Below are 17,161 nucleotides of genomic sequence, written 5' to 3' on the forward strand. Positions count from 1 at the left end.
CTCGTCTTGCTCGACCTTGAGCCGTACTTCAGTCTAACTGTGATCACATTGATGAATAATGATCAAAGAAAGATTGGCACAACCGCGTTCCGAACGCTATTCACGATAGCGTGATCGCGTGATTGACAAACGTAGGTAGGGTGGATCTGTGCGTGTGCCGCTGCTGCCAGAGATCGAACTGGAACTGGCCGCGGACGGGGTCGGGCTGTTCGATGCCACCGGTGGCTACCGCAGCGACGTCCCGCCGCCCTTCTGGGCGTTTGCGTGGCCCGGTGGAGTGGCGCTGGCCCGCTATCTGCTCGACCATCCCGACGTTGTGCAGGGCCGGGAGGTCGTCGATCTCGGGTCCGGGTCGGGGGTCGTCGCGATCGCGGCCGCACTGGCCGGAGCTACCCATGTCACCGCGGTCGACACCGATCCCGAGGCGTGCACGGCGGCCGCTCGGAACGCCGCCGCGAACGGTGTGACACTCGCGACCGCGGAGGAGATGCCCGCGGCGGACGTGGTCGTGGCCGGAGACGTGTTCTACTCGTCGGCCGTCGTGCCGTCGGTGCTGCAGACGCTGCGGGCGATCGACGGCGCGGTGCTCGTCGGGGACCCGGGGCGCGGGTTTCTGCCGGAGCGGCTGTTCGTTGCGGTGGCCGCGTATGACGTCCCCGTCCGCCGGGCTCTGGAGGACGAGGACGTCATGCGCACGACCGTGTGGCGGCTGGCTACTTCTTCTTCCGCTTCTGGTCCTTGCTGACGTTGTCCAGGCCCTTGTCCAGACCGGCCCGGCGCAGGGCGTCGGCCAAGGCGCCGCCGCCGGTGAAGGGAGCCGACTCCCGGGGACGTCCACCTCCACCTCCGCCGCCGGTGCGCTGGGGACGTCCGCCGCCGCCACCGCCACCGCCACCGCCGCGGGGGCGGTCCTCGCGGGGGCCTGACTGCTTGGGCGCGGCCTCGTCCTCCAGGCGCAGGGTCAGCGAGATGCGCTTGCGCGGGATGTCTACGTCCAGGACCTTCACCTTGACGATGTCGCCGGGCTTCACGACCTCGCGCGGGTCCTTCACGAACGTGCGGGACAGGGCGGAGACGTGGACCAGGCCGTCCTGGTGGACGCCGACGTCGACGAAGGCGCCGAACGCGGCCACGTTGGTGACCACGCCCTCCAGCAGCATGCCCGGCGTCAGGTCGGAGATCTTCTCGACGCCGTCGGCGAACTCGGCGGTCTTGAAGGCCGGGCGCGGGTCGCGGCCGGGCTTCTCCAACTCCTTGAGGATGTCGGTGACGGTCGGGAGGCCGAAGGTGTCGTCGACGTAGTCGGCCGGCTTCAGCTTCGCCAAGGCGGTGCCGTTGCCGATCAGGGTCTTCACGTCGCCGCCGGTGGTGCTCAGCATGCGGCGGACGACCGGGTAGGCCTCCGGGTGGACGGAGGACGAGTCGAGCGGGTCCTCGCCGTCGCGGATGCGCAGGAAGCCGGCGCACTGCTCGAACGCCTTCGGGCCGAGGCGGGCGACCTCCTTGAGGGCGCGGCGGCTGCGGAACGGGCCGTTGGCGTCGCGGTGCGCGACGATCGCGGTGGCCAGGGTCGAGCCGATGCCGGAGACCCGGGTCAGCAGCGGGGCGGAGGCGGTGTTGACGTCGACGCCGACGCCGTTGACGCAGTCCTCGACGACGGCGTCGAGGGAGCGGCTGAGCTTCGTCTCCGACAGGTCGTGCTGATACTGCCCCACGCCGATCGACTTCGGGTCGATCTTGACCAGCTCGGCCAGGGGGTCCTGCAGGCGGCGGGCGATGGAGACCGCGCCGCGGATCGACACGTCGAGCTCGGGGAGCTCCTGGGAGGCGTAGGCGGAGGCGGAGTAGACCGAGGCGCCCGCCTCGGACACCATCACCTTCACCACCGACAGCTGCGGGAACTGCTTGACCAGGTCGGCCGCGAGCTTGTCGGTCTCGCGGGAGGCGGTGCCGTTGCCGATCGCGATGAGCTCGACCTTGTGCTTCTGGCACAGCGCGGCCAGGATCGCGATCGACTCGTTCCACTTGTTCTGCGGCACGTGCGGGTAGATCGTGGCGTGGTCGACGACCTTGCCGGTGGCGTCGACGACGGCGACCTTCACGCCGGTGCGGAAGCCCGGGTCGAGGCCCAGCGTGGCGCGGGTGCCGGCCGGTGCGGCCAGGAGCAGGTCGCGCAGGTTGGCCGCGAAGACCCGCACGGCCTCCTCCTCGGCCGCCTGCCACAGCCGCATCCGCAGGTCGATGCCGAGGTGCACGAGGATGCGGGTGCGCCAGGCCCAGCGGACGGTGTCGTTGAGCCACTTGTCGGCGGCCCGGCCCTCGTCGCGGATGCCGAACTTCGACGCGATCGCCGGCTCGTAGAGCGACGGCGCGTCCGGGTCCTGGGTCGGCTCCATGACCAGGTCGAGCATCTCCTCCTTCTCGCCGCGGAACATGGCGAGGATGCGGTGGGAGGGCAGCTTCGTGTAGGGCTCGCTGAAGTCGAAGTAGTCGGAGAACTTGGCCCCGTCGGCCTCCTTGCCGTCGCGGACCTTCGAGACGAGCCGGCCCTGCGCCCACATCTTCTCGCGCAGGTCGCCGATGAGGTCGGGGTCCTCGGAGAAGCGCTCCACGAGGATGGCCCGGGCACCGTCCAGGGCCGCGGCGGTGTCGGCCACGCCCTTCTCGGCGTCGACGAAGACGGCCGCGGCCGCCTGCGGGTCGACGGTCGGGTCGGCCAGCAGCCCGTCGGCGAGGGGCTCGAGGCCGGCCTCGCGGGCGATCATGGCCTTGGTCCGCCGCTTGGGCTTGTAGGGCAGGTAGATGTCCTCGAGTCGGGCCTTCGAGTCGGCCGCGTTGATCTGCGCCTCGAGTGCCTCGTCGAGCTTGCCCTGGCTGCGGATCGACTCGAGGATCGCGGTCCGGCGCTCCTCCATCTCACGCAGGTAGCGCAGCCGCTCCTCCAGCGTGCGCAGCTGGGCGTCGTCGAGCATCTCGGTCGCCTCTTTGCGGTACCGGGCGATGAAGGGCACCGTGGCTCCGCCGTCGAGCAGATCGACCGCCGCGGTCACCTGCCGCTCCCTGACGCCGAGCTCTTCCGCGATGCGCTGGTGAATGGAGACCGTCACGAGCAGCATTCTGCCCCACCGGTACCGCCGACAACCAGCAGCTGGTTCGGGTGCGCCGAAAGGGGGTCACGTCGTGAATCCAGCTCACCTATGATCACGCGTCGTGACTTCCTTCGACCCCGCCGGCCCCTACCCGGAGCTGGGGGAACTGCGCCGCGCGGCGATGCGCCGCGAGTGGCCCGCGGTCGCCGCGTTCTTCGCCGGCGTGCGCGACTGGGACGACCACGAGTATGCGGCCCGGGTCGTCGCCGAGGTCGCCGACAGTGAGGGTTTCCTGAGCGGCGCGGCCGACCGGGAGCGGTCCACCCGTGACGGCACGCTCGCGCGGACGCTGTATGCCACCCGGCTCATCAACGCCGGCTGGGACGTGCGGACCGGGGCCCGGGCCCAGAACGTCAGCCGCTCCCAGTTCGCCGCGTTCCACGACTATCTGCGCCGGGCCGAGCAGGTGCTGATCGAGGTCACGGCCGAGGACCCCGGCAACGCGACCGCGTGGACCCAGCGGATCAAGACCAACCGCGGCCTGCAGCTGGGCCAGGCCGAGGCCCGCCGCCGCTACGACCGGCTCAGCCGGCACGTGCCCCACCTGTACATCGCGCAGGCCAACGTCGTGCAGCAGTTCTGCCCCAAGTGGAGTGGCTCGATCGAGAAGCTGCACGCGTTCGGCCTGGAGTGCATGCGCGCCGCCCCGCCCGGCTCCCTGGCCCCGCTGTCGCTGCTCGAGGCGCACTTCGAGATCGCGTTCGACCTCAACGCGGAGCAGGCCAAGGCGCACTGGCGGCGGCCGGACGTGCGGGCCGAGATCGAGGAGGCGGCCGCCCGTTCGGTGCGCCACCCCGAGTTCCGGGCCAAGGGCTACCGGGCGCTCACCGCCTACAACCACTTCGCGCTGGCGTTCAGCCAGCTCGGCGACCACGCCGCGGCCCGGCCCTACTTCGAGGCGACCGGCGGCTTCGGAGCCGGGTTCTTCTGGGGCTACATCACCGGCGACGAGGCCGCGGCCTACAACGCCGCACGAGCGAAGGCGATGAAGGCGTGAGCATCGAGACGCAGGACGTCGACGGGGTGCCCACCCTGTTCGCCCGCCACGACGGGCCGATGATGGCCGGCCTGACGTTCCGCGTGGGCCAGGCCGACGAGACCCTCGCCACCCGCGGCGTCACCCACCTGCTGGAGCACCTGGTCCTGCACGGGCACGGGCTCACCGACTACCACTACAACGGCAGCACCGGGGCCGTCATCACCACGTTCCACCTGCAGGGCGGCGAGGACGACATCGTCGCGTTCCTCAACGGCGTGTGCGCCTCGCTGCAGGCGCTGCCCCTGCACCGGCTGGAGACCGAGCGGCAGGTGCTGCGGGCCGAGGAGGGCGGGCGGCGCGGCGGGGCCTCCGACGCGCTGGCGCTGTGGCGCTACGGGGCGCGCACCTATGGGCTGCCCGCCTACCCGGAGCTGGGCCTGCCCCGCATCGGCCCCAACGAGCTGCAGTGGTGGGCCCGCAGCTGGTTCACCCGGCAGAACGCGCTGCTGTGGGTGGCGGGTGAGCGAGTACCCCCATCGCTGAAACTCGCGCTCCCGGACGGGCAGCGGCGAGCGGTGCCGGCCCCCACGACGTCGCTGCGGGGCACGCCCGCGTTCTTCGCCGGCGACGGCACCGTCGTGGCCTACGACGGGGTGGTGCGGCGCAGCACGGCCGGGATGGTCCTGTCCGAGATCTTGGAGCGGGAGCTGTACCGCAACCTCCGCCAGGAGGACGGCAACTCGTACACGGCCGCGACCAACTACGAACCGCGCGGCGACGGCTACGCGGTCATCACCGCCATCGCCGACAGCGTGCCCGACAAGGAGGACGCGGTCCTCGGCGGCTTCGTCGACGTGCTGGCCAAACTGCGGGCCGGGCGTATTGAGCCGGCCGACCTGGACGCGGTGCGGGCCAAGGCCGAGGACAGCCTGCGCGGGCCGATGGCCGAGATCGCCCGGCTGCCCCTGCAGGCCTTCAATCTGCTGGTCGGCGCGCCGGTGCTCAGCACCTCCCAGACAAGAGAGCAGCTGCAAGCGGTCACCGTCGAGGACGTGCACGCCTCGGCCTTGGAAATGCTCGGCACCGGGCTGCTGCAGACGCCGGACGGGTGCGGCGCGGAGTGGGCCGGGTTCGAGCCCGCCCCGACCGCCTCCGAGCGGCCGATCGACGGGCAGCGGTACGCCGCCCTCGACAACCCGGACCACCGGATCGTGATCGGGCCGTACGGCGTCGGCTTCGAGCGGGTGGGGCAGCCGCCGGTGGCGATCCCGTTCGACCAGTGCGCGGTGTCCCTCGCCTACCCCGACGGCGGCCGCCAGCTGATCGGGTTCGACAGCCTGACGATCCGTGTCGAGCCGACGATGTACCCCATCCCGCCCCACGAGCTGGCCCGGGTCGACGCGGCCCTGGCCCCGGTGGCCGTGCTCCTGCCGCCGCGGGACCCCAAGAACGTGCCGGTGCCGCAGGGCCCGATGCCGAGCGCCGCCCCGACGGCCGCACCCCGGGACAAGGTCGGGCTGCTGGTCGGGGCGGTCACGTCGCTGATCTTCGCGGTGCTCGCGCTGTGCTGCGGGGGCTTCTGGACCGTCCTGGTCAACGACGACTCCGACCCCGAGACCGACATCCCCATGGACGGCTTCGCGGTGGGCGTGTTCGTGCTCACCTACGGAGGGTTCCTGATTCTGGCCGTTTTGGGTCTCTACCTGCTGCGGCGGCGTAACAGAAAGTAGTTTTTCCAGAAGCGTTATTGACCCTGCGCCACCACGTCTCCTGAATAGGTCTGACAGGAGGCGCGGATGAGCACGGCCACGGTGATCGCGGCACGGTCCGGCGACCAGCGGGCACTCGATGCCCTGGTCGGCGAGTACCTGCCGCTGATCTACAACATCGTCGGACGGGCGCTGCAGGGGCACGCCGACGTCGACGACGTCGTGCAGGAGACCATGCTGCGCGTCATCGACGGGCTGCCCCGCCTGCGCGAGCCCGACAGCTTCCGCTCCTGGGTCGTCGCGATCGCGATGTCGCAGGTCCGCGACCGCCACCGCCGTCAGACCCAGGCGCCCCTCGTGGGGGACTGGGCCGACCCGACCGACACCGCCGACCCCGGCGCCGACTTCGCCGACCTGGCCATCACCCGGCTGCGGCTGTCCGGCCAGCGCCAGGAGGTCGCCGAGGCCACCCGCTGGCTCGAGCACGACGACCGCGAGCTGCTGTCGCTGTGGTGGCTGGAGGCGGCCGGGCAGCTCGAGCGGGAGGAGGTCGTCGACGCGCTGCAGCTGACCCGCCAGCACGCGGCCGTGCGCATCCAGCGGATGAAGGCCCAGCTCGACGCGGCCCGGGCGGTCGTGCGGGCGCTCGCCGCCAAGCCCCGCTGCCCCGAGCTCAGCGCCGTCCTGCACAGCTGGGACGGCCGCCCGAGCGCCCTGTGGCGCAAGCGGCTGGCCCGGCACACCCGCGAGTGCCGCCAGTGCGACCGCGCGTGGACGGACATGGTCGCGGCCGAGCGGCTCCTCGCCGGCGTGGCCCTCGTCCCGGTGCCCTTCGTCTTCAACGCCCTGGCCGCCGCCACCACGGCCACCACCACCGCCACCACGGCCGCGGTGACCACGACCAAGGCCGGCGGGCTCAAGGCGGTCCTGTTCGGCTGGTTCGCGGCCTCGAAGCCGGCCCTGGTGGGCATCGCGGCGACGGCGGCCATCGCCGGCACGGCGGGCGCGGCCTACGTAGCCACCCAGGGAGACGAAAAGCCGGCCGTCGTGGCGGCGGCCGCCCCATCCGACAGCCCCGCTGCGGAAAGAAGCGAGGCCCCCGCTCCGAGCCAGCCGCCCAGCAGCGCGCCGCCCAGCCCGACGCCGGCCAAGAGCACCGTGGCCGCCCTGCCGCCGGCGACGAAGAGCGCCAAGAAGGGCGTCAGCACCAACGACAAGTTCGGGGCCAACAACGGCCCGGCGATGAAGGACGTCAAGGCGGCCTGGTACTACGACTGGTCGGCCAGTCCCATGTCCGGCGTCTCCGGCGTCGAGTTCGTGCCGATGGTCTGGGGCGGCGGCAACGTCGCCGGGGACCTGGCCAAGGCCAAGGCCAACGGCAAGACGCTGCTGGCCTTCAACGAGCCCGATCTCAAGGAGCAGTCGAACTTGACCCCGACCCAGGTCCTCGACCTGTGGCCGCAGCTGGAGGCGACCGGCCTGCGGCTGGGCAGCCCGGCCCCGGCGTTCGGCGCCGACACCCCCGGCGGCTGGTTCGACCAGTTCATGACCGGCGTGAAGCAGCGCGGCCTGCGCGTCGACTTCATCACCCTGCACTGGTACGGCGGCGACTTCGGGCCGAACGCCGCGAACCAGCTCAAGACGTACATCCAGAATGTTTACAACCGCTATCACCTGCCGATCTGGCTGACCGAGTACGCGCTGATGCGCTTCGACAACGGCACCGTCTACCCCTCGACGGACCAGCAGGTCGCGTTCGTCAACAGCTCGACGGCCATGCTCCAGGGCCTGTCCTACGTCGAGCGGTACAGCTGGTTCCTGCTCTACACCAGCAAGGCGGGCGACACCGGCCTCTACAGCAACGGCACCACCCCGACCCAGGTGGGCGCCGCCTATCGAGCCGCAGGAGGATGACCATGGACGCGAGATCGAGCGGAGCCGCCGCGCTGCTCTGTGCCCTCAACGAAGCCTGTGAGGACTTCCAGCTGTACGGTCAGCAGGTCGCGTCGGCGCACGGGCACATGCACTGGGAGCTCATCGGCCGGATCGGCCGGATCGGCCCCGGCGAGTCGCCGTTCGCGCTCGTCGGCGTCGTCCTGCGCTACGAACGGACCACGGTCGACCTGGGCGTCGACGTCTGGGTGCGGGACGGCAACTTCGAGGTCAGCGGCTACGCCACCATCGACGGGCGGCGGATGCTCATCGATTTGCCGGACGTGCTGACCGCGGACGTCGATGAGGCCATTCGCGCGCTCAGGGAGTACACCCGGAAGCTTTGCGCTCGTCGAAACGTGCTCGAAGAAGTGGCCTGAGCACCCAGACCGCCACGGCGACCAGACCCAGCAGCACGATCGCGACGCCGCACGCCACCAGGGTCGCGGCGGCCCCGGTGGCCTGGACCAGCGGTGCGCCGAGCAGCGTGCCCAGCGGTGTGGAGATCACCAGGACGGCTCCGCGCGCGGCGAGGACGGACTGCAGGCACGCGGCCGGCGTCAGCCGCTGAAACAGCGACATGCTGGCCGTCGGGTAGGGCGCCCAGGCCAGCCCGGCCAGCGCCAGGGTGATCAGGTCGGCCCAGTGCGGCAGGCCGAGGCCGAGCGGCAGGAGCAGCAGGCCGAAGCCGAGCACCGAGCCGATCGCGGCCGGCCACAGCGGCAGCCGGGGCAGGTGCCCGGTGGTGATCGCACCGGTCACGGCGCCGACGCCGAACGCCGTGTACAGCATCGCGACCTCCTGCGCCGAGGACGCGAAGATCGGCACGGCCACCGGCACCGGGCCGAAGAGCAGGAAGAACCAGAACGACAGGCCCATGATCGCGAAGAGCCGCCGGTCCCGCCGGATCGCCGCGAAGCCCGCCAGCCGCCGCTCCCGGGCCGGCAGTGGCGCGCGGGCGCGCACGAGCGCGAACGAGACGGCCAGCACGGCGAACGTCACCGCGTCGACGGCCAGCACCGCGGCCGCGCCCAGCCAGGCGATGAGCAGGCCCGCGAGCATCGGCCCGGCCACCGTCGCGGCCTCCGTGAGCACGGTGAGCAGGGCGTTCGCCGGGACGTGGAGCTCGGCCGGCAGAACCTGGGCGACCAGGGTGTACCGCCCGGCCGAACCCCAGGCCGAGAGCAGAGCCGAGCAGGCCAGCAGGGCCGTGTATCGGCCGATCGTGAGCCCGCCGGTCCAGGCCAGCACCGGCACCGCACCGAGGAACACCGCGCGCAGGCCCGCATCCAGGGCGGCCAGGTGGGCCCCGCCGCGCCCGCGCAGGAGCGGACCCAGCAGCACCGCGCCGGCCGCGCCCGGCAGCGTGTAGGCCGCGATGGCCAGCCCGATCCACAGCCCCCGCTGCTCGTGCGGGGCGTACTGCAGTGCGAGCCAGCCGATCGCGACCGCGCTCATGCCGTCGCCGAGGGCCGACAGGGCCAGGCCGGGCAGGATCGGGCCGAAGACCCGGTCCCGCACCACTGGCCAATAGGGAGGCATCGATTGATGATGCCCCATGCCCGCCGGTCGGTTACACCCCGCCGGGGCGCAGCCGGGGCAGCCGGGTGTCGACGTCCGGCACCGAGTAGCCCAGCGCCCGCAGCCGCGCGCTGACCTCCTCGATCGGCTTGCGGATCTTCTGGGCCGCGGCCAGCAGGTGGTTGAGCGGCACCGGCTGCGAGGCGTCCAGCCACGGTCGCGAGCCGTCCAGGTCGGTGCTGGCCAGCAGCAGGTCGTTGGGCTTGACCGAGTCGACGGCGATGCTGCTCAGGTCCACGTCGACGACGTAGCCCAGCGTCTCCAGGCGGGCCGCGATCTCGTGCACCGGCCGGCGCACCCGGCGCGCGGCCTGCAGCAGATGCGGCAGCGGTACCTGCTCGTCGAGGTCCAGCCACGGCTGCGACCCGTCCAGATCCCGGCTGGTGATGAGCAGGTCGTCCGGCTCGACCTGGTCCAGCGACGGCCCGCCGCCCTGCAGGCTCACCGCGTAGCCCAGGAACGTCAGCCGGGCGGCGATGTCGTGCACGCTGCGCCGGGTCCGCTGGGCCGCGCGCAGGATGCGGATCGTCGGGATCGGCTTCATCGGGTCCAGCCACGGGTCCGAGCCGTCGAGGTCCTCGCTGGTGATGGTCAGGTCGTCGGGCTCCAGGTGGTCGATGAGGATCGCGTCCGGGTCGATGTCGACGCGGTAGCCGCACGCCGCCAGCCGGGCCGCGACCTCCCGCACCTCCCGCCCGGTCGACTCGGCCGCCCGCAGCAGGTGGATCAGCGGCACCGGGCGGGACGAGTCCAGCCACGGCTGCGACCCGTCGAGGTCGCGGCTGGCCAGCTGCAGGTCCTCCGGCTCCAGCTTCACCACCTCGATGGCGTCGAGGTTGCCGCCGAGCCGGAAGCCGAACGAGCGCAGCCGCGCCGCGACCTCGATGACCGGCCGGGCGGCCCGCTCGGCCGCGCGCAGCACGTGCACCGGCGCGACCTCCTCGTTGAGGTCCAGCCAGGGCGAGGTGCTGTCCAGGTCCCGGGAGATGAGCACCAGATCGTCGGGCTCGGTGGTCAGCGTCTCCCAGCCGCTGTCCAGGGGGTAGCCCAGCAGCGCCAGCCGGGCCGCGGTCTCCTCGGCCGGCAGCCCGACCTTGTGCGCCGCGCGCAGCAGGTGCAGCAGCGTCACCGGCTCCCGCGGATCCAGCCACGGGTGCGAGCCGTCCAGGTCCCGGCTGGCGATCATGAGGTCCTTGGGGCCGAACTGCTCCAGCGGCAGGACGTCGACGTCGACGTCCACGTCGAAGCCGAGCTGGCGCAGCCGGGCCACGACCTGGTGCACCGTCCGCCCGGTCCGGTGGGCGGCGCGGAGCAGGTGCACCAGGTACACCGGCTGGTCGGGCTGCAGCCATGGACGAGTACCGTCGACGTCCCGGCTCGTGAAAATGAGGTCGTCCGGGTCCACGCCGACCGATTCGGCCCCCACCGACGGCTCGAAGCCGAGCGCGTCGAGCCGGGCCGCGACCTCGACCGCCGAGCGGCCGGTCTTGCGGGACGCCCGCACCAGGTGCACGAGCGGCACGATGTCGACCGGATCCAGCCACGGGCCGGTGCCGTCCACGTCGACGCTGAGCAGCAGCGCGTCCGAGGGCCGGGCCCGCATGGCGCGCTTCCAGTCCGGACCCGGCTTGAGCACCTTGCGGTAGCGCCCGCCCGCGGCGAGGGCGGTCAGCCGCCACTCGACGAGCTCGTCCGGCCCGCCGACCGGCCCGTCGTTGGCCACGAAGCAGCCGGTGACGGCCGCGTCGACGGTCTCGCCGTCCATGTCCCACTTGCCGTGGCCGCGCTCGATCGCCTGCTCGTAGATGATGTCGGCGACGAGGGGCCGGACCGGGGCGAGCCGGCACAGCCACTCGTAGCCCAGGAGCGTGGTGCCGGGCGCGGTCAGGGCCGGGACCGCCTCCCACAGCAGGCGGTCGACGTCGTCCTCGCGGTACGCCAGGATCTTCGTCCGGTCGACCGACAGCCGTGGCGCCAGGTCCCGGTTGAGGTTGACCACCGCCCCGAAGATCTCCTTGCCGGCGTAGAGGCCGTCGGCCAGCAGCGCGCCGTTGTTGCGGCACCACCAGACCCGGGAGCCTTCGGCCGCGACCACGCCCGGCCCGACCCGCTCCTCCTCGTCCTCGTCGTCGCTGAGGTCCTCGGCCGCGGAGCTGAGCTCGCCCGGCGCCCAGACCTGGCTCTGCACGCCGTCGGTCGCGTCGGTGCCGAACTCGGCCACCCACAGCAGCTTGCGCAGCTCCTCGACCGCGCTGACGGTGACGCCCTCGCGCAGGTGCAGCCGGACCGTCGTGCCCGTCTCGGTGCCCGGCCCCAGGTCCTGGATGCGGAACAGGCTGCCCGGGCCCGCGATCGAGACCCGCAGCCGCTCGCCGGCCTGCCCGTCGCGGCCCATCCGGCACGTCTCCACGGTCAGCTCGTCGGCGAGCATGAAGTAGCTCAGCACGCCGATGCCGAAGCGGCTGTTGGGGAACAGCTGGACTGGGGGGTCGAGCCGGGCCCACTCGGCCTGCTCCTCCAGGAACTCCGGCAGGTCGGCCAGGCGCACGCCGGCCTGCGAGAAGACCTCGCTGAGCTCGCGCACGCCCATGCCGATGCCGTTGTCGGAGCAGTCGAGGTAGCCCCGGCCGTCGGGCTCCGTGCCCTGGGTGAAGCGGATCTGGCCGTCCCACGGGAGTTTCTGATCCTGCGCCCTGGTCAGGTACTCCGTGCGGGCCTCGCGGTAGCGGCAGGCGTCGAGGGCGTTCTGGTACAGCTCCCGGATCGCCAGAGCCGGGTCGCCGTAGAGCTGCTCGCCCATCAGCAGCTCCCGGACCCGGTCCTCGGCCAGCCGGAACCGCACCCCGGCCGACTGGTAGGCCGGGACGCCGTCGCGCACCAGCGGCGCCACGTCGTCGGTCGCGGCCCGGTTGGGCAGGTGCCGCAGGGGCAGCATCGCCTCGTCCCGGCCGGTGGAGCGCTGGGCCTCGGCCAGCAGCTGGTTGAGCGTGTCGATGTGCGCCCGCAGCGCCACCTCGATCGACGGGTGCGCGCAGGCGGCGGTGAGCACGAGCGTGGCGCCGCGCAGGTCCCAGTGCGCGTCGCGGACGGTCTCCAGGACCTGACCCGCGGTGACCGGGTCGCCGATGCCGAGGTGCTCGCCGATGACCTCCGGCAGCACGGTGACCTCGATGGCCAGCCCGCGGGCGATGGCCAGCAGGAAACCGATCAGGCGCTCACGTACTGCACCGTTGACTGACAGCAGCGACTCCGGCCGGTCGTGCCGGTTGAGAAACGCCGGGTCGGCCCGGACCGCGCGCAGCGTCTCGGCGGTGCGCGCGTCGGCCGCGAAGCCGGTCAGCGCCGCGATCGTCGCCGGCTGGTAGGCCTGCGGCCGCCGCCCGATCCACCGGTGCAGCAGCCACCAGCCGAGCTCGGCCGCGGTCTCCCGGCGCCCGGCCCGGATCGCGGCCAGGGCCCGCCGGTGCGGCTGCGCATAGGTCTGCGTGAAGCGCTCGAACGCCGCCCGGTCACTCGACGCGTCCTGCGAAGGCTCCAGATCACCGGGCTCGACGCCGCGCTCCTGGGCCGCCAGTCCATTCCAAAGAACATCATGCAGCATTGGTACTGTCACGAGGAGCAACGCCTCCGGCCCGCTGAACGTGACCGTCTCCGGCAGCATCCCGATCAGTCGCTGCACCTGATTCGACATCCGGTCGCCGAAATCGTCGTCCTGCCACGGGTCGTCGCCCAGCGCGGCGGCCGCCCGCCCACGCGCCGCGGCCAGCTCGCCCGCCAGCGCAATGGCTTCGTCACGGAATGTCGACGCGCCCTCGACGCGACCCCAAACCGTATGCTGCCCCGCATTCGTTTCCCAGCCCGTTGGCACCATGCGGGAAAACTTACCGGCCAACCGCAACGCACTGCGCGTAATACCGCGTGCTGGCGATCCGGATGTGCCGCGAATCGGACTTATGGCCGGTCGCGATTTGGCTCGGGAGCCGCTACGGTGCACCGGGCGTCTTCTTTGTGCTCGTTTTGCTGGAAGGGGATCGGGCATGTCCGTCGCTGGAGACGGTGACGACGCGGAGCTGGTAGGCGAGTCGCGCGGCCTCCCGCCCGCGGCCGGCCCGCAGCCGCGCCACCGCGTGCCGCCGACGGCGTCCGCCGCGGCCCGGGTCCTGCCCGAGCCGTTCACCCCGCCGAAGCCGACCATTCCCCACATCCCGCACCAGCGCCGCCCCGACGGCCCGACCGCGGTGGCCAGCGTCTCGGTTCCGCCCGCCGGATCGGTCGATGACGAGCCGGACCCGTCGCCGGTGGCGACGCTGGCCGGTCAGGCCCGCGCGGACGCCGCGGCCATGGACCAGACGCAGAACCTCGAGTTCATCGTCTCGCTGCCGGGCATCACGAACGACCCCGATGCCGTGAGTCCCCCGCCGGCCGACGAGCCCGAGGAGCCCGTCGAGCCCGTCGAGACCGTGGAGGGCGAACTCCTGCCCGTCGGTCCGACGATGGCCGCCGACGACTCCCCGACGGTCGCCGACTACCGGGCACCGGCCCTGACGATCGTCACCGACTACGCCCACGAGGACGCCGAGGACTACCGCGGCAGCCGCCGCCGCCTGATCCCGTGGCGCCGCTACCCGGTCGGCGCCCTCGCCGTGGCGGTGTTGCTGCTGCTCATCCTGGGCGCGGTCGTCTTCCAGGCGGTCGACCGCGACGACCCCGGCGGCCCCCGCAACAGCTCCCTGCCGGGCCAGGTCCCCGGCGTCGACACGGGCGGCAACAACCAGGCCCCGGCCGGCGCCAGCCCCACGGCCGACGACCAGCAGACCGACCCCGAAACCCAGCCGGCGACGGCGGTCGACGCGACAACGACCCGCCCGCAGACGGCGACCACGGTCCCGGCCCCGCCCTCCACCTCGGCCCAGCCCCCGTCGACGGCGGCGACGACCACGTCGGCCGCGCCCCCACCCCCGGTGGCCCAGCCGCCCCAGGGCCGGCTGACGGGCGCACAGTCACACAAGTGCCTGGAGTACCGCACCGGCTCCTCCAACCGCGTGGTCCTCGACAACTGCTCGTCGGACGGCAACCAGCAGTGGAAGGTCGTGGGCAACGCCGCGACGGGCGCCACGGTCGTAGCCGACAACGGCAAGTGCCTGGACGTGGCCAACGCCGCCACCGCCAACGGCACGGCCGTGCAGGTCTACACGTGCAACAATACGGCCGCCCAGAAGTGGATCCGCCGCGCCGACAACAGCTGGCAGAACCCGAATTCGAAACGCTGCCTGTGGCCCACCAACAACGGCACCGGCGCCGGCACGGCATTGGTCATCTGGGACTGCGTGCCCGGCGCACAGAGCCAGATCTTCACCCTGCAGTAATCGCATTTATTTGTTCGGACCCGAGCGATTCCGCGTGGTAGCGTGACACCGGGCGTACGGTTCCTGACTCATTCACGGTTCACTCAGTGCCGATTGCTGGAATATGATCTCCGGCCGTCGCGGTTCGCCCCCATGATGGAGCTTTGGTCGCTCGGCACTTGCTGAGCGAAAAGCATCCACGGGTCGGGTGTGCGATGGCCAGAACTCTTACCGATCGGGTAGCAGCGGTGCGGCCACTGCTCGTGGCCGGTCTGCTCGTAGCCGCCTTCCTCCTGGCCGGCGTCCTCGGCCTGGCCGGCATCGGCGCGGCGGAAATCGCGACCGGCATCCGTGCGCCGCAGGGGTGGGACCAGCTGAGCGACGCCTTCTCGGTGGTGAACGGGATCTTCTCGGCGTTCGCACTGATCGTTGTCCTGGCCACCCTGTGGGTTCAGTTCAACGAACTCCGGATGCAGCGCTCCGAACTGCGCATGCAGCGAGAGGCCGCGGAACAGTCCAAGCATGAACTGTTCCGCTCCTCCGAGGCCGTCTTCCGTGAGCTGCACATGCATCTGCTGGAGATGGCGATCAACGACGAGGACCTGGCCGGCGTGTGGCCCGAATTCGGCCCCGGTGTCTCCGCCGTGCGCCGCAAGCAGTTCCTCTACGCCAACCTGATTCTGTCTCATCTGAATCTGAGCTACCGGCTGGCCGAGCGCGACGAACAATTCTGGCGCGAGACCATCGCGGACGTCTTTCTGAGCTCGATCGTGCAAGAGTTCTGGGAGGCCGTGCGGGATTACCGCCTTCGCGTCCGCGCCGGCAGCGCGATCGGCGCCGACTTCGACCGGTTGTGCGAGGAGGGATTCCAGCGTGCCCGTGAACCAGTCTAGGTATTGGGGATGTCGCCCTTCGCGTGCAGCATCGTGTCTCGACTGATCACGACGATGCGCTCGTAGTCGGCGACACCCGCGTCCGGCGGGAGGTGATCGCGTAGTTCGGCAGTCATGTCGGTGCCGATCACCGCGAATCGCCCATCGGTGAGCTCGAATATGTCGGGGCAGTTGAACTCTTCCCGTGAGCCTCGCTGGTAGGGCGTCGAGCCTAGGCGGCGCAGGATGGGCGGGTAGTCCATCGACTTCTTGCGTTCCTTTCCGGGGATGGGAAGTGGGCCGCGCATTGCAAACCAACACGAGACATTATCACACTTCTCTAAATCGATATCCGATCATTTAACGCCGCTGATACTCGGACGCTGTTATCCCCTTCGTGTGAATATGTTCCTGTAGCGTTAGCGCCATAACGGAAGCCAGCAGGATTGAGCCGCCCAGGGCTGACCACGGCGTCAGTGGTTCGTGGAGGACCAGGGCGCCAAGGGCGACGGCCGCCAACGGCTCGCTCAACGCGACCACCGATGCCGTCGTTGCCCGTACCACCCTGAGCCCTTGAAAGAACAAGGCGTAAGCCAGAGCGGTCGGGATTGCGCCCAGGAATGCCAGCAGGGCCACGGTTTCGCCCAGGTGGGCCGCGTTGGGCAGCGGGCCCTCGATGGCGGCCAGGGGCAGGAGCGCGGCGGTGCCGATGGCGAAGCCGGCCAACGCCGAGTCGTACGGGTCGTCGGAGTCGGCTCGGTTGAGGAGGGTCACGGCGGCATAGCCGGCCGCGGAAACCAGCGCCACGGCGATGCCGGCCAGGGGGTGGGGGCCGACGCCCGGGTTCTGCGCCACCAGGAGGGTCAGGCCCACCACCGAGGCGCCTACCGTCAGCGCGCCCGCGCGGCCCATGCGCTCGGCCAGGAACAGGCGGGCGCCGACCGCGATCAGGATCGGGCCCGAGCCCAGGGTCACCACGGTGACGATGCCGACGCCGCCGAGGGCTATGGCTACGTAGTACGTCGTCTGGTACAGCGCCATGCCCAAGCCGTTGAGCAGGAGCCAGCGTGGCTTCGGGCGGCGGGTGCCCGGGGTGCGCAGGAACGGGCGGAGGGCGGCCAGCAAGGTCAGGCCGCCGGCGTAGCGCCAGAACGTCACGGCGATCGGGCCGAGGCCGCTGCGGTGGTACAGCACCGCGGCCACGAAGCCGCCGACGCCCCACGAGACGGCGGCGAAGGCTATGTAGGACAGGTTGAGGCCGACTGATTTCGGCATGGTCGTGTGCTCCCGGAGGTCGGATCGGGCTGGGGCGTACGGAACGCGGGCAGCCCTCACCGGCCCGGCTCATGGCGCCGGGTTGTGGGAGTGTTTTCGCCGGCCCGCTAGTGGAGGGGCGGCGGGCACACGACACGCAAGCACATGGGGCGGACTCTAGCGATCTCCGCCGAGCCGTGGAAATGCAATAAGCGCGCGTGCTCACCCGAGCGGGTTTCGCCTCGATCACGATGTGGTGACAAGTGCCCGACAGTTAGGTGCCGTGCAGCACGGAGGGCGACGGCGACACGCCGGGCGACGCGCCGGTGAGCGGGGGATT

The 17,161-nt window shown here is 71.4% G+C and carries 12 protein-coding genes; 7 read left to right on the top strand and 5 right to left on the bottom strand.

Annotation, left to right across the window (positions count from 1 at the left end; all coding sequences use genetic code 11):
- Positions 1–148: 148 nt before the first annotated feature.
- A complete protein-coding gene (locus ACIA8L_RS01310) occupies positions 149–745 on the top strand; it encodes a class I SAM-dependent methyltransferase (RefSeq protein ID WP_395899197.1) in 597 nt (198 codons plus the stop codon).
- On the opposite strand, the gene ACIA8L_RS01315 is transcribed toward ACIA8L_RS01310, so the two are convergent.
- A complete protein-coding gene (locus tag ACIA8L_RS01315) occupies positions 714–3,116 on the bottom strand; it encodes a Tex family protein (RefSeq protein WP_395899199.1) in 2,403 nt (800 codons plus the stop codon). The two genes, ACIA8L_RS01310 and ACIA8L_RS01315, sit on opposite strands and share 32 nt — an antisense overlap.
- 94 nt (positions 3,117–3,210) lie before the next feature.
- Between ACIA8L_RS01315 and ACIA8L_RS01320 the strand changes: the two genes are divergently transcribed.
- From ACIA8L_RS01320 to ACIA8L_RS01335, 4 genes are all read left to right on the top strand, one after another.
- Positions 3,211–4,146 (top strand): hypothetical protein, encoded by a 936-nt coding sequence (locus tag ACIA8L_RS01320; protein ID WP_395899201.1) that lies wholly within the window; start codon positions 3,211–3,213, stop codon positions 4,144–4,146.
- Positions 4,143–5,858 (top strand): insulinase family protein, encoded by a 1,716-nt coding sequence (locus tag ACIA8L_RS01325; RefSeq protein ID WP_395899203.1) that lies wholly within the window; start codon positions 4,143–4,145, stop codon positions 5,856–5,858. Before ACIA8L_RS01320 ends, ACIA8L_RS01325 begins: the two co-directional genes overlap by 4 nt.
- A 66-nt stretch (positions 5,859–5,924) precedes the next feature.
- Positions 5,925–7,751: a sigma-70 family RNA polymerase sigma factor gene (locus ACIA8L_RS01330; RefSeq protein ID WP_395899205.1), complete on the top strand. Its 1,827-nt coding sequence runs from the start codon at positions 5,925–5,927 to the stop codon at positions 7,749–7,751.
- Positions 7,752–7,753: 2 nt separating this feature from the next.
- A complete protein-coding gene (locus ACIA8L_RS01335; RefSeq protein ID WP_395899207.1) occupies positions 7,754–8,149 on the top strand; it encodes a hypothetical protein in 396 nt (131 codons plus the stop codon).
- Here ACIA8L_RS01335 and ACIA8L_RS01340 read toward each other — a convergent pair.
- A complete protein-coding gene (locus ACIA8L_RS01340; protein ID WP_395899209.1) occupies positions 8,091–9,311 on the bottom strand; it encodes an MFS transporter in 1,221 nt (406 codons plus the stop codon). The genes ACIA8L_RS01335 and ACIA8L_RS01340 overlap by 59 nt on opposite strands.
- Positions 9,312–9,342: 31 nt before the next feature.
- Positions 9,343–13,221, bottom strand: coding sequence for a hypothetical protein (locus ACIA8L_RS01345; protein ID WP_395899211.1), 3,879 nt, complete (start codon positions 13,219–13,221; stop codon positions 9,343–9,345).
- Between the two features lie 166 nt (positions 13,222–13,387).
- On the opposite strand from ACIA8L_RS01345, the gene ACIA8L_RS01350 reads away from it, so the two are divergent.
- On the top strand, positions 13,388–14,716 hold the full coding sequence (locus ACIA8L_RS01350) for an RICIN domain-containing protein (protein WP_395899213.1): 1,329 nt from the start codon (positions 13,388–13,390) through the stop codon (positions 14,714–14,716).
- A 227-nt stretch (positions 14,717–14,943) separates the two neighbouring features.
- Complete coding sequence (locus ACIA8L_RS01355) at positions 14,944–15,588, top strand: DUF6082 family protein (RefSeq protein ID WP_395899215.1); 645 nt, start codon at positions 14,944–14,946, stop codon at positions 15,586–15,588.
- On the opposite strand, the gene ACIA8L_RS01360 is transcribed toward ACIA8L_RS01355, so the two are convergent.
- Together ACIA8L_RS01360 and ACIA8L_RS01365 are read right to left on the bottom strand one after the other, a co-directional pair.
- Positions 15,585–15,830: a hypothetical protein gene (locus ACIA8L_RS01360; RefSeq protein WP_395899217.1), complete on the bottom strand. Its 246-nt coding sequence runs from the start codon at positions 15,828–15,830 to the stop codon at positions 15,585–15,587. The genes ACIA8L_RS01355 and ACIA8L_RS01360 overlap by 4 nt on opposite strands.
- Positions 15,831–15,927: 97 nt before the next feature.
- Positions 15,928–16,842, bottom strand: coding sequence for a DMT family transporter (locus ACIA8L_RS01365; protein WP_395899219.1), 915 nt, complete (start codon positions 16,840–16,842; stop codon positions 15,928–15,930).
- Positions 16,843–17,161: the final 319 nt, after the last annotated feature.

The sequence above is a fragment of the Dactylosporangium sp. NPDC051541 genome, assembly GCF_044454505.1.
In the GTDB taxonomy this organism is placed as follows: Bacteria; Actinomycetota; Actinomycetes; order Mycobacteriales; family Micromonosporaceae; genus Dactylosporangium.

Excerpts from the sequence above, each read along its gene's own strand:
- ACIA8L_RS01365 (WP_395899219.1), bottom strand. The coding sequence starts at position 16,842 with ATGCCGAAATCAGTCGGCCTCAACCTGTCCTACATAGCCTTCGCCGCC.
- ACIA8L_RS01360 (WP_395899217.1), bottom strand. The coding sequence starts at position 15,830 with ATGGACTACCCGCCCATCCTGCGCCGCCTAGGCTCGACGCCCTACCAG.
- ACIA8L_RS01350 (WP_395899213.1), top strand. The coding sequence starts at position 13,388 with ATGTCCGTCGCTGGAGACGGTGACGACGCGGAGCTGGTAGGCGAGTCG.
- ACIA8L_RS01315 (WP_395899199.1), bottom strand. The coding sequence starts at position 3,116 with ATGCTGCTCGTGACGGTCTCCATTCACCAGCGCATCGCGGAAGAGCTC.
- ACIA8L_RS01330 (WP_395899205.1), top strand. The coding sequence starts at position 5,925 with ATGAGCACGGCCACGGTGATCGCGGCACGGTCCGGCGACCAGCGGGCA.
- ACIA8L_RS01335 (WP_395899207.1), top strand. The coding sequence starts at position 7,754 with ATGGACGCGAGATCGAGCGGAGCCGCCGCGCTGCTCTGTGCCCTCAAC.
- ACIA8L_RS01345 (WP_395899211.1), bottom strand. The coding sequence starts at position 13,221 with ATGGTGCCAACGGGCTGGGAAACGAATGCGGGGCAGCATACGGTTTGG.
- ACIA8L_RS01340 (WP_395899209.1), bottom strand. The coding sequence starts at position 9,311 with ATGCCTCCCTATTGGCCAGTGGTGCGGGACCGGGTCTTCGGCCCGATC.